Source organism: Chryseobacterium gallinarum, assembly GCF_001021975.1.
In the GTDB taxonomy this organism is placed as follows: Bacteria; Bacteroidota; Bacteroidia; order Flavobacteriales; family Weeksellaceae; genus Chryseobacterium; species Chryseobacterium gallinarum.
In genome coordinates, this window is record NZ_CP009928.1 from 2,796,020 (window position 1) to 2,808,829 (window position 12,810).

Sequence of the window (12,810 nt, forward strand, 5' to 3'; positions counted from 1 at the left end):
TTACGATGACTTATGGTATAATAGAAATAATATAAATTATAATAAAGTATTATAATATTTATAGTTTGTTTGTTGCGATTCAAAAAGTTGCTTGTTGCGGGTCCTATATTTCTTGATTTTCGGTCTGATTTTCTGAGGTATAATCCCCTGAACTATGATGAAGAAATTGTTATTCCTGAATTCATATAATTACCTTATTCGGATTATTATGTAGCTGAAATAATATTAATATTATAATTATTTTGTAATTTTGCATTATAATAGTAATAATTAAGCCATGGTTAATTTAGAATGGTACCGTACTTTTAAAGCAATATATAAAACCGGGACATTGACAGGGGCTGCGGATGCTTTATTTATATCACAGCCGGGAGTAAGCCTGCATCTGAGCTCATTGGAAGCTTATGTAGGGTATAAACTGTTTGACAGAACGGGCAGAAAAATGATCCCGACAGAGCGTGGAAAAGTATTATTCAATGCGGTTGCCGAGCCTATTGCCAAACTTGAAGATGTAGAGAAGAATTTTCAGAAGTCTACCGAGAAACATACTCCTACCATCAGTGTTGGAATGTGTTTTGAGACTTTTCAGACTACATTGGAACAATATGTTTCTACATTGCCTTTTAACCTGATTATCAGTTTCGGAGAATATCCTGAAATGCTGGATCAGCTGGATAAAGGTATATTAGATCTTATTATCACGCCTAAAAAGGGGTCTTCCCCCAATATAGAACATGAAGCTTTCTCTTCGGAGCAAATCATTCTGGTAGGAGGTAATGATGTTGATACTGCGGCTTTCAATAAAATATTGAAAACAAAAGACGCAGAACAGATTGAGAATTGGCTGAAGAATGAAAAATGGTATGGAACTACCGGTGATATGGAGCATCTTTTTCAGTTCTGGACCTTGAATTTTGGACATAAACCGAATTTCCGTCCGAATTATATTGTTCCTAATCTAAATTCTATTATCCGCTGTCTGAAAGGAGGGGCCGGCCTGGCCGTTGTTCCTGATTTTCTATGCAAAAATGAAATCGAAAGCGGTGAAGTAAAACTGATCTGGGAAGGAAAAAGAAAGCTGGAAAATACACTTTATTTCGGGTGCCGGAAAAAGACCAATTACCAAACAGAAATAGACCATATCAAAGATCTATTCCGAAAGGTGATGGGTAAGTAAAATCATGTCTTGCATCTGCAAACCGTTTTCATAAATGGGATCAGGATAATTTTCAATAAAAAAATTTTTACGGATACCTGTTTTCATGAAGCCATTTTTCTCATAAAACCTGATCTGTTGGAAACCTGTATCCGATGTTCCGACAGTCAGGAGTTTATAGTGATTTTCCTTAGCAATTTCTTTTGCTTTATTTATTAATATGCTACCAATACCTTTGCTCCTGTAGCTTTCAATAACAGCAATATTTTTAATTTCCAATTCTGCATCAGAATGTTTGTACAGGGCCATTACAGCAATATCCTGCTGGCTGTCATTGAAAAGATAGATATCGGATTTGAAGATATACCGGTTTATGGCTTCTGTAGTCTCGTCTGCCAATAAAAGTAAACCGTATGGAATCTTTGAATGGGCATCAATTTTTTTTAAGGTGAAATTCTTCATTACAAGCTCATATGAATTAATGGATAATCTTTACCGGAGCCATCTTTTTCCGATCTTCCTGTTTTTTTGAAACCCATTTTTTCATAAAAGCCGATCGCCTGTGGATTTTGTTCGTTAACATCCACTTTGGTAAGCCCTGTTTTCTCTTTCATAAATTGATAAAGTGCTTTTCCATATCCCTTTCCACGGGTATCATTATGAATGAAAAGCATTTCCAGATTATCGTCAGAAACAGAAGCAAACCCTTTAGCCTCATCATTTTCAGTAATTAAATAAACTTCCAGATGGGGAAGATAGTCTTTGGGAATTACTTCTTTGAAATAATTAAAATCCTCTTCAGCAAGAAAATCATGGGTAGCTTTTACTGCCGATTCCCATATTTCCATAATTCTTGGGTAGTCCTCAGCCTTTGCAAGCCTGATATGTTGTGACATGATTTGAAATTTATACAAAAATAGGAAAAATAGGGAATGAACTAGAAGTTACAGCCGTCACAAATATTTTTATTATTTCCTGTTTTTTGGGGAAAACCACAGGGCGCAAGGATGATCATAACGATGAATATTTAGGCAAGAAATTAAAATTTTCAGCAAATATATTTGAGCCATTCGTACTTACATCCAATAACGGTTGTACAAAAACAGTAAAATTGGTAAGCCGGCATTTCAATTTTTTGTCGCAAATTTGTTTAATCACTTTATATTAATAACTAAAATCAAGACTTATGCAAAAGAAAACCTATGCAGGACAGCCTGTGGTCACTTTAAATAATGGAATTGATATTCCGGCGTTAGGATTCGGAGTATGGCAGATGGAAGACCTGCAAGAATGTGAAAAAGCTGTAGTTAAGGCCATACAGACGGGATACAGAATGATTGATACTGCTGCTATTTATCAGAATGAGACCGCGGTAGGAGCAGCTGTAAAAAACAGTGGGGTAGACAGGGATGAGCTGTTTATCACTTCAAAAGTATGGGTTCAGGATCACGGATACGAAAAAACAAAAAGTGCCTTTCAAAGAACCTTGAACAGATTGCAGATGGATTATCTTGATATGTATCTTATTCACTGGCCTTACGGGGATTTTACGGGAACATGGAAAGCTATGGAAGAATTGTATCAGGAAGGACAGATCAAAGCAATCGGGGTTTGTAATTTTACGATGGAGAAGCTGGAAGAATTAAAACTCCATTCAACAGTTGTACCGGTAATCAATCAGATTGAATTACATCCGGTATTCCAACAGAAAGAGCTACAGGTATATAACAGGAAAAATAACATCATCACCCAGCCATGGAGCCCGTTAGGGAACGGCAATGCCAACCTTTTAAATAATACGGAATTGAAAGGGATAGCAGAAAAGCACGGTAAAACTGTTGCGCAGGTGATTTTAAGATGGCATTTACAGGAAGGATTTGTAGTTATCCCCAAATCAGTAACACCGTCAAGAATTGAAGAAAACTTTAATGTATTTGATTTCAGATTGAAAGAAGATGAAATGAATGTTGTCCGTTCTTTAGATACAGGAAAAAGATTATTCTTTGATCCAAAAGATCCGGAATGGGAACAGAAAATGCTAAACTCTGTAGCAGATATTTAAAGCCGATTAAATAACGTCAGTTTGGAATAAGGGTTCTAATTTAATTAGATTTGAAGATGGGAGCTGGAAGATGGAAGTTACGAGGGGGCATAAAGAATAACCACTCGTCTGCTTTTATCTTCTTTACAATAAAATTAATGATGTTGTTGATTGCCGGTAATGATAACTGAAAATAGTTTCCATCCTTTATACTTGTATACTTGCTTCTTAGCCCGGATTCAGTTAAATAATCTCCCGCAGACTTTACAGATAACGATCCGGATTTTGAATCGGTGAAATTTGTGAGATCTGTGGAAATTACTTTTTGTAATGAGGAATATCATACGGGGTTGAAAGTGAAGTGTTTCTTATTTTTTGTACCTTTTAATTAAAATATATTTTTATGTTCTGGCCGGATACAATCAGTAAAAAACTAGGGATAGAATATCCTGTCATTCAGGCTCCCATGTTTGGAGTGAGTACCGTACAGATGGTTGCTGCAGCAACTCGCGCAGGCTGTCTGGGTTCTTTGGCATTGGCAGATCTTTCAGCTGAAGAATCTATTAAGCTGATCAGAGAGACAAGAAAACTAACCGATAAGCCTTTTGCAGCTAATATCTTTGTACATCACATTCCTGAAATAACAGAGCCTTTAAGATTAAAATTTATTAAAACCAGACAATTTTTAAAACAGCTGGCAAAAGACAATGACATTGAAGTAAACTTTCCTGATCTGGAAGACCTTAATGTGAGATCCTATCATGAACTCGTAGATGTGGTCATTAAAGAAAACTGTAAAATTTTAAGCTTTACTTTTGGGAATCTGGATGATCAGAGTATTCAGAAGCTGAAAGAAAACGGGGTAACATTAATTGGTACATGTACTTCTGTAAATGAAGCGCTACTATTAGAAAAATCAGGAATTGATATCATCTGTGTCCAGGGGATAGAAGCCGGCGGTCACAGAGGAACTTTTGATCCGGACCATGTTCTGCAGATTGGAGGATTATCTTTATTATCGCAGGTTTACGATCACGTAAAGGTTCCGCTGATCTATGCTGGTGGAATTTATAACGGGAAAACCCTTCAGGCGGTAAAGGATCTGGGGGCACAGGGATTTCAGGTGGGAAATCTTCTCTTGGCTTCCTGCGAAAGTGCCTTGCAGCCTTTTGAAAAGGAAAGGCTTAAAAAAGCAAAAGAGGACGAAATTATGTTGACGAAAAGCTTCTCAGGCAGATATGCGAGAGGAGTTAAAAACAAATATATTGAAGCAGTTGAAGATTCGGAATATATCTTACCTTACCCTTATCAGAATAAACTGACCAATGCATTGCGTAAAGCTGCCAAATCTAAACAAAATGCAGATTTTGTAGGAATCTGGATAGGACAGTCTTTGCATGATTACAGTGAACTTTCTGCTGAGGAAATTCTGAAAAATCTCATATTTCAGGTAGAGGGAGAATGAAATGAAATTGTAGGATCTTTGGGACTTCAGCAGCTTATTTTTTATGCACCTGATCCTACAATATCCGATAAAATAAAAATTCCTTTCGTAAGTTGAAAGGAATTTTGTTTTATATCAAATTTATAAATTCAATTATTTTGTCAGATCCAGGCCGCCAAAGTTTCCTGAGCTCATCATCAGATAAACGCCATTGGTTTTATCTAGTGTATTCCAATAGGCATGCAGGTCTTCTGCATTGGTGAAAACTTTCAGGTTTTCATTCTTGAATTTTTCTTTAATAAAATCCGGAGATATAGGTTCCATTCTTTTGATTTTTAGGGCATCTTCAGAGTAGAAAACAATTGCTTCATCCAAACCATCCATGGCATGGTCATACTGCTCAAGAAAAGCAGGATTCAGGCTGGAATAGGTGTGGAGCTCAAGGAATCCGTACTTTTTCTCATTCTTAAACTGTTCGTTGAATGCCTTTACAGCTGCTTTTACCTTACTTGGCGCATGGGCAAAGTCTTTATAAAGAGTTCCTTTATCTTCTCTGTCTACTTTTTCAAGACGCTTTGAAGCTCCCTTAAAGCTCATAATGGCTTCGTAAAAATCCTCATCCATGATTCCTAATTGCTGACAGATATGTCTTGCTCCTTCAAGGTTCAACAGATTGTGGGCTCCAAAAACAGAAAGAGGAACATCTCCCATCTCGGTTTTTAAATATACTTTTCCATTGCTTATCTCATATTCCGGAGTTTTGTAAGGGATTTTTCTGAAATAATTTTCAGCATTTTCCACTACTTTTACCACTTCCGGATCTTCTTCGTTATACACCAGAACTCCGCCGGCGGTAATGCTCGCTACAAACTTTCTGAATTGTTCTATATATTCATCAAATGTTTTAAAAACATTGATATGATCCCATGCAATACCGCTCATTAAAGCAATATTGGGCTGGTATAAGAGAAACTTGGAACGCAGATCGATAGGGGAAGAAAGATATTCGTCACCTTCCAATACCATGAAATCATTGTCCTGGGTCAGTTTTACCATACAGTCAAAACCTTCCAGCTGTGCACCCACCATAAAGTCTACATCCTTTTGGTGAAAGTTCAAGACATGAAGGATCATTGAGGTAATGGTCGTTTTACCATGCGAGCCTGCAATTACAACCCGGGTTTTATTTTTGGATTGCTCGTAAAGGAATTCAGGATAAGAGTAAATTTTCAACCCAAGTTCTTTTGCTCTTGCTAATTCAGGATTATCCTGGTGTGCATGCATTCCGAGGATTACCGCATCAATATCCGGAGTGATTTTTTCAGGAAACCAACCCATTTCCTGAGGCAATATTCCTTTTTTCTCCAATCTGGATTTTGAGGGTTCAAAGATCGCATCATCTGAACCTGTAACCTGATATCCTTTATCTTTTAAAGCAATGGCAAGATTGTGCATGGCGCTTCCGCCAATAGCGATGAAGTGGGTTTTCAATGTATTTACTGTTTTTTTACATTAGTATTAATAATCTCCTGGAATGCTCCAAGAATATTATCCCAATTGGTCTGGTAATTGGGAATAATCATGCTGGCATCTGTTTTACTTCCTTCATTAGGACCTTTCTTAACGTTAATAGAAGTAGAAATATTATCGTAAAGTTTTTTATGGTCCTCCTGTATTCTTCTGAAATTATTCTGAGAAAGGACCTGGTCCAGTTTCTTTAAATCTTCATTGGAAATTTTAAAATCCTGTTTGTACTTTTTCCCCTGGCCTTCAAAAGAATAATGTACGTTGTTACCTTTTATAAGAAGATTTTCATATACCGGGGCATAACCACCACTTTTCGAATAGCTGATATCAAAATCCGAATATACTTTTTGGCTATTGCATGAAACTAATACTATGATGGCGAATAAAATTCCTATTATTCTGTTCATAATTTAACTTTAATTATTAGGGTCTTTTTGTTCTAATTTTTTAGCTTTAAGTTCTTCATCATAGGTGTGTAAAACATTGAAATCCTCAGTCTGCTCAATAGCGGTCATAATTTTTAGCAGGATTTCCGGTGCCTTTTCATTATCGTAATCAATATCTAAAGGTGCTTTGAATTCCATGGTAGGCTTTACTCCGGTTACTTTTACACGGAGTCCTTTTTTATCAAAGGCCCTTCTGAATCCGTTTATTTTGATCGGAATTACGATCGGGCGTTGGTTTTTTACTAATTTGGCTGTTCCCCGTCTTCCCTGTGCAAAAGCTGATGTGGTTCCCTGAGGAAAAGTGGCTACCCAGCCATTGTCCAGAGCCTTCATAATATTGTCAACTTCACTCATATCTACCAGTCTGTTGACATTTTTACCTTCTGACCGCCAGGTCCGTTTTACCGTTACCGCTCCTGCAATTTTAAAAATTTTAGGGAGGATTCCCTTATTCATGGTTTCTTCGGCCGCTACATAATAGAAATCGATCTTGGGATTCAGTAAGTAGATCGGATTCTTGATGGTGTTTAAGTATCCGTTATTTACTGCACAGAAAGCATGATACATGGCTGCTACATCTGCAAAGTAGGTTTGATGATTGGATACAAAAAGCACATTGGAATCCGGTAGATCCACAAGATGTTCTGTGCCGGTTATTTTTAGTTTATTAAAGCCATTGAACCTTCTGTAGGATACCAATCCTAAAATAAAAATAACCAACCTTTTTAAAAAATAAGGTGTTCCGAATGCATCGGTGAAAATATTTTTCTTCGCCATCTCTCAATTAAACACGGTAGTGCAAAGTTACATATTTTTCAGCAACTGGCTGAATTCACTTAATATCATTGCTGTGGCTCCCCATATGATATACCCGTTGAAATTAATGACCGGTACTTCTTTACCTCCCGCACTCGGCAGAGCCATGATTTCAGGAGTATCCGACAGGTTCAGGAAGGACGTGACAGGGAATTCAATCACTTCTACCGCTTCAGTTTGCTGAAGGATAAAAAAAGGGTTTTTCGCGGTATATGAAATGTAAGGATATACATAAAAATTGCTTGGCGGGATATATATCGGGGACATCTCCCGGATAATCCTTACATAATGTTTGTCTATCCCAATTTCTTCGGATGTTTCACGGATCGCTGTTTCTGCAAAATCCCGGTCCATTTCCTCACGTTTTCCGCCAGGCAGGGAAATCTGGCCGCTGTGTCTGTCGTGCTCATTAATGGTTCTCTGGATCAAAGGAAAATACCATTCGTTGTCTTTTAAATACAATACGATGTTGACTGCTGCAAATTTTGGATTTTTTGCCAATACCTCTTCATAGGTAAAAACGGGACGATAGGGAGGCGAGAATATTCCGTGGGCATGCTCGCCGGGAAGCTCTATGCTTTTTATTTTTCTCAATAAATCTTTTCCAAAATTTTCCATAGCTCAAATTTAACAATATATCTTGAAGAAACAGGAGTCTTAACATTAATTAACCAATATGGAAAGGGAATCGGAGCATAAATCAGATTTGAATTTAACTGTAGTTTTTAGCGTTTTTCTCGCCGGAGTATACTACTTATGCTTGTTCCCATTTTAATCGTGGGCATATGTTTAATGGAAAAGTTGACAGAGTTGGCAATAAAGCAAAATTGATTGGCTTTGTGATGAAGCTGTTTTGCCTGCTCCATCATAGATTCCTCTGTCACTGTTACCACCGGATGCAGGGTGACCTCAGTGAAATGTCCGCTTCCATCTGCCGTTTCTGCCATTATTCCTGTGGCTTCATCCATATATTCTGTAACAATGACTCCGGCTTCAGAACAAAAATGGAGGTACCAGAGCATATGGCATGAAGATAGTGATGACAAAAACATTTCCTCAGGGTTGTATTTCGTCTTGTCCCCACGAAACGCAGGATCCGATGAGCCTTCAATTGTTGTTTTGTTTTCTACCGAAATGCTGTGGCTTCTTTCATAATCCCTGTATCCGCTGGTACCCTTGCCTTTATTGCCTGTCCACTGAATTGTAGTTTTGTAGTGATGGGTTTTCATAATTATAAAGATAAAAGATAAAAGATAAAAGATAAAAGATCTTGTTGTTAAACAACTATTGTCCTTGTGTATAATCTTAGGATATCAATATCAATAGGGGACGGGCTTTAGCCCGGCCAAATTAAAATAAGCAAAAACCCGGTTTGCTTTAACCAAAACCTATATATACAGTTACATTTTTTATTGAATAATAAGATCGTGTCATAAAAAAACCTTCAGTAAAAACTGAAGGTTTGAATTTTGTCTTAATTAGAGAATTCTATCAATTCTTCTTTTTTGGAATTGTAGATCCTGTATTCTAAATATTTAAAAGAATCCCTTGGTACAATGGTTACCCACTTTTTGTATTTCATAAACCATTTCATCTGGATGCTTTTAATGCCTTTGGTTAGATAGGCTTCAACGAACGGGTGTACGTGCAGATAAATTTTTCCTTTTTCTTTCTGCAGGATATTTCTTAGGGTTTCACCCATCCTTTCCACGATAACAATCGGAGCTACAATTTCTCCGTCTTTGTTCGGGTTTTCTTCTTTGGTTTCGATCTGTTTTTCCGGACGGTTTCTTTGTCTGGTGATCTGGATCAGTCCGAATTTACTTGGAGGAAGTATTTTATGGCGGGCTTTGTCGCGTTTCATTTCCTCTTTCAGGTGTTCGTAAAGATCCCTTCTGTGTTCAGAGTTTGGCATGTCGATGAAATCGATGACGATGATTCCTCCCATATCACGGAGGCGTAGCTGTCTTGCAATCTCTGTAGCTGCCATTTTGTTCACCTTTAGGGCGTGCTCTTTATTGACAGCGGCTCCGGTGGTAATGTTATTCCCGGAGTTGACGTCGATGACGTGTAATGCTTCTGTATGCTCAATGACAAGATAAGCTCCTTTTGAACTTGGAATGTTGACGTGTTTTCCGAAGCTCTGTTTAAGCTGTTTTTCAACATTGTAATATTCCAGGAGTGGAATATGAGAATCATAAAACTGGACAATATTTTTCTTTTCAGGGGCAATTACTTCAATATAATTTTTCATTTCATTAACCATCTGCTCGTCGTCACAGATGATATTTACGAAATCCTGATTAAAATTGTCTCTTAAAATAGCTGAAGCTTTGTCTTCTTCGCTTAAAACTTTAGACGGAACTTTGTTTCTCTGGATGTTTTTGAAAGTGCTTTCCCATTTCTGAATCAGCTGATTCATATCATTGTGAAGGTCGGCTACCTTTTTTCCCTCGGCTACCGTTCTGATAATAACTCCGAAACCTTCAGGCTTAATGCTGTCGATAAGAGTTCTCAGTCTTTCCTTTTCCTCAGTACTTCTGATTTTTTTGGAAATGGAAACCTTATTATCAAAAGGAATTAAAACCAAAAAACGTCCCGTTAATGAAACCTGGGTAGAAATTCTGGGTCCTTTGGTAGAGATAGGTTCTTTGGTAATTTGCAGCAGAACAAGATCGTCTTTTGCAATTACTTTGTCTACCGTTCCGTTTTTGTCTATTTCGGGTTGAATCTCGAAATTTTTTAAGCTTGAAGTGCTTTGTTTTTTAGAAATAGTATCTTTTAAAAACTTTCTGTACGTAAGATATTGAGGCCCCAAATCCTGGTAATGCAGAAATGCATCCTTGTCGTATCCGATATTCACGAAGGCGGCATTCAGATTGGGCGCCAGTTTTTTTACTTTTCCTATAAACAGATCTCCAACTATAAAATCGCTTTTGTCTTCTTGCTCATGAAGTTCACATAGTCTTCCGTCTTCCAGCAGTGCAATCTTTGTAAGATCATCTTCATGCGAAACTATTAGTTCTTTCTTCATTTTGTTATAAGATAAAATTGTTAAGATTATAGGAAACTGGTGTTATTCTTGATTAATTCATCTATTAAATATAAGGAATTAGAATGAAAACCTTTATATGTTTATTAAAATAATATTTGAAATTCTCCACTTTCCGCGGAATCTTATAGTTGCAAACAAAAATATAGTCGGCGAACTTTAAAAAATTAAAACCACCAACTATATCATTATATTGTAAATCTCGATGAGAAGAGATTATTTTTTCTTATGTCTGTTTGCTCTTCTTCTTTTCTTTCTTTTGTGAGTTGCAACCTTGTGTCTTTTTCTTTTCTTTCCGCTTGGCATAATTTTAATTTTTTAGTAACTAGTTAATATTCAGTTAATGTCTTATTTTACTGCAACTTTAGTTTTTACTTTCTCAACAAAAGATTTTGAAGGTTTGAAAGCAGGAATGTTATGAGCAGGAATCTCAATTGCAGTGTTTTTAGAAATATTTCTTCCTGTTTTAGCAGCTCTTGTTTTAATGATAAAAGATCCAAAACCTCTTAGATAAACGTTATCCCCATTATACATAGAAGTTCTGATCTCCTGCATAAAAGCTTCTACAACTTTCTGTGTTTCATTCTTTTCTGTTCCCAACTTATTTGAGATGGTGTTTACCAATTCTGCCTTTGTCATTTCCTTATTTTAATTTTAAATTTTAGGTGTGCAAATTTAGTTAAAAAAATTGAATACTAGCAAATTAGTGGCCAAATATTTTTGTTTAAATAGTTAAGATTGTCATATGTACGCTATATTAAAGCCGGCTGATATTATTTAACAATTTAATAATATAACCCCATAATTCAATAAAAATTCATGGGGTATAGCCCATAAAAAGCCCATTAAACAAGCTTACAGCAATGTTTTTGGCCATAAGTCTGTCTTTCAAAACTTTTCTATACAATAAAATATGAAATTAAAATTCAGAAGATTTTACATACTGGAATTATAGTATCCGTTTTCCACACAAAAACGGATCAGATGAAGTTTGGTTTTCAATCCTAATTTTTCCGTAAGCCTGTTGATATAGGTGTCAATAGTTCTTGTACTTAAATTGAGCTTTTCAGCGATCTCTTTATTGCTGAATCCTTCATAGCAGAATCTCATCAGCTGGATTTCAGCAGAAGAAAGCTCCTCCTGTCCCTTCTTTTGCCTGTCCATGTATTCCTGTACAGCAAGTGGCTGCTGTTCCCATTCCTTGGAATAAGAAGCATAATCAAACTCATCAGAAACAATGCTTCCTTTAATAATGTCTTTGATGATATTGCTCTTTTTCTGGCAGTAATATAGATTAGGTATCCTGGAAAGGATTTCAGCCATATCTTCCTGGTAGGTGCCTGAATAGGTAATTATGGGAGTTTCTGTGTTGTTTTTCCTGATGTATTTAATCGCTTCAATACCACTTAGTACCGGCATGAATAGTTCAATAATGAACACATCCTCCTGCCTTCTGTAGATCCTGTTCACCAGCTCATGGCCGTTATTACAGTCATTCAGAAGCATATAAAAAGGATTTTCCATGAGTGTTTTGATCATTATTTTCTTGAAATAAAAATCGCTGTCAGCTATGGAAAAACGCACAGTATTGGATAATATTTTACTCATTCTTAATATCGATTTGGCGAATGATATTCAAAATTCAGAGGCCTAATTTATGAAAAACTTATGAAAGCTGAAATTAATATTAATTTAATTAGGGTTTTTACGAAACCAGACTGGGGAAAATACGTATTGTGCATAAAATTTTTTTTTTATATTTTCACAGGCCAAACAAATCGCAAATATATGTCTTCGAACAGGGAAAAAAAATTAAACAAATCTGACGTCAGAATGGGCATTTGGAAGTTCATTCTATCTTTTGCCGTCTTGTCGGTAGTCTCTTTTATGTGCCTGTTTTTCTTCTTTAAAAGCTATGATATACAAAGAGAAGGGATCAGCAGAGAAGCAGAGGCTTATAAAGAATTGATGGGACGAAGCGATGTGCTGCGGAATCTTGTTGATGAAATTTACGACAAAATGATTCAGCTTAATATTAATAAGGTGGAAAACGATGTATTCCTCCGGACAAGTATTATGGATAACGTAAGAGATGCTAAAAATATTATGGGAAAAGACAGTACCCAGAATTTTAAGCACTATGCCGTACTGATGAAGCAGATAGAGCCGATGATGACTTTAAAGGCTCAGATCATTGAAGTGGAATACAAAAAGAAAACAGTGAAAAGAGACCTGGATGATTGTATGGGTAAAATAAACAGGGCAAACAGTGAACTCAGAAAAGACCCAACCAGAAATTTCACAGGAAGCAGAAGGAGAAGATAAAAA

The 12,810-nt window shown here is 36.5% G+C and carries 14 protein-coding genes; 4 read left to right on the top strand and 10 right to left on the bottom strand.

Annotation, left to right across the window (positions count from 1 at the left end; translation table 11 throughout):
• Positions 1-277 precede the first annotated feature (277 nt).
• Positions 278-1,177: a LysR family transcriptional regulator gene (locus OK18_RS12630; RefSeq protein WP_053328212.1), complete on the top strand. Its 900-nt coding sequence runs from the start codon at positions 278-280 to the stop codon at positions 1,175-1,177.
• Here the strand turns inward: OK18_RS12630 and OK18_RS12635 are convergent.
• Together OK18_RS12635 and OK18_RS12640 are read right to left on the bottom strand one after the other, a co-directional pair.
• The gene (locus tag OK18_RS12635; RefSeq protein ID WP_053328213.1) at positions 1,151-1,618 is read right to left on the bottom strand and encodes a GNAT family N-acetyltransferase; all 468 of its coding nucleotides are present in this window, start codon (positions 1,616-1,618) and stop codon (positions 1,151-1,153) included. The two genes, OK18_RS12630 and OK18_RS12635, sit on opposite strands and share 27 nt — an antisense overlap.
• Entirely contained in the window at positions 1,618-2,052 is a 435-nt protein-coding gene (locus tag OK18_RS12640; protein ID WP_053328214.1) for an acetyltransferase, read from the bottom strand. The genes OK18_RS12635 and OK18_RS12640 overlap by 1 nt, the downstream gene beginning before the upstream one ends.
• Positions 2,053-2,342: 290 nt before the next feature.
• On the opposite strand from OK18_RS12640, the gene OK18_RS12645 reads away from it, so the two are divergent.
• The gene (locus tag OK18_RS12645) at positions 2,343-3,218 is read left to right on the top strand and encodes an aldo/keto reductase (RefSeq protein ID WP_053328215.1); all 876 of its coding nucleotides are present in this window, start codon (positions 2,343-2,345) and stop codon (positions 3,216-3,218) included.
• 382 nt (positions 3,219-3,600) lie between these two features.
• Positions 3,601-4,662: an NAD(P)H-dependent flavin oxidoreductase gene (locus tag OK18_RS12650; protein ID WP_053328216.1), complete on the top strand. Its 1,062-nt coding sequence runs from the start codon at positions 3,601-3,603 to the stop codon at positions 4,660-4,662.
• A 132-nt stretch (positions 4,663-4,794) separates the two neighbouring features.
• Here the strand turns inward: OK18_RS12650 and OK18_RS12655 are convergent, their stop codons facing one another.
• From OK18_RS12655 to OK18_RS12690, 8 genes are all read right to left on the bottom strand, one after another.
• Positions 4,795-6,132 (bottom strand): UDP-N-acetylmuramate--L-alanine ligase, encoded by a 1,338-nt coding sequence (locus tag OK18_RS12655; protein ID WP_050022505.1) that lies wholly within the window; start codon positions 6,130-6,132, stop codon positions 4,795-4,797.
• Positions 6,133-6,137: 5 nt separating this feature from the next.
• Entirely contained in the window at positions 6,138-6,575 is a 438-nt protein-coding gene (locus OK18_RS12660; protein WP_050022504.1) for a hypothetical protein, read from the bottom strand.
• Positions 6,576-6,584: 9 nt separating this feature from the next.
• The gene (locus OK18_RS12665) at positions 6,585-7,391 is read right to left on the bottom strand and encodes a lysophospholipid acyltransferase family protein (protein WP_050022503.1); all 807 of its coding nucleotides are present in this window, start codon (positions 7,389-7,391) and stop codon (positions 6,585-6,587) included.
• A 27-nt stretch (positions 7,392-7,418) separates the two neighbouring features.
• Positions 7,419-8,048, bottom strand: a complete 630-nt coding sequence (locus OK18_RS12670) for an NUDIX hydrolase (RefSeq protein WP_050022502.1) — start codon at positions 8,046-8,048, stop codon at positions 7,419-7,421.
• Between the two features lie 107 nt (positions 8,049-8,155).
• On the bottom strand, positions 8,156-8,659 hold the full coding sequence (locus tag OK18_RS12675; RefSeq protein ID WP_050022501.1) for an OsmC family protein: 504 nt from the start codon (positions 8,657-8,659) through the stop codon (positions 8,156-8,158).
• A gap of 245 nt (positions 8,660-8,904) precedes the next feature.
• On the bottom strand, positions 8,905-10,464 hold the full coding sequence (locus OK18_RS12680; protein ID WP_053328218.1) for an Rne/Rng family ribonuclease: 1,560 nt from the start codon (positions 10,462-10,464) through the stop codon (positions 8,905-8,907).
• A gap of 366 nt (positions 10,465-10,830) precedes the next feature.
• Positions 10,831-11,121: an HU family DNA-binding protein gene (locus OK18_RS12685; protein ID WP_002984212.1), complete on the bottom strand. Its 291-nt coding sequence runs from the start codon at positions 11,119-11,121 to the stop codon at positions 10,831-10,833.
• A 297-nt stretch (positions 11,122-11,418) separates the two neighbouring features.
• The gene (locus tag OK18_RS12690) at positions 11,419-12,090 is read right to left on the bottom strand and encodes a response regulator transcription factor (protein WP_053328219.1); all 672 of its coding nucleotides are present in this window, start codon (positions 12,088-12,090) and stop codon (positions 11,419-11,421) included.
• A 180-nt stretch (positions 12,091-12,270) separates the two neighbouring features.
• Between OK18_RS12690 and tssO the strand changes: the two genes are divergently transcribed.
• Entirely contained in the window at positions 12,271-12,807 is a 537-nt protein-coding gene (gene tssO / locus OK18_RS12695; RefSeq protein WP_053328220.1) for a type VI secretion system TssO, read from the top strand.
• Positions 12,808-12,810 lie beyond the last annotated feature (3 nt).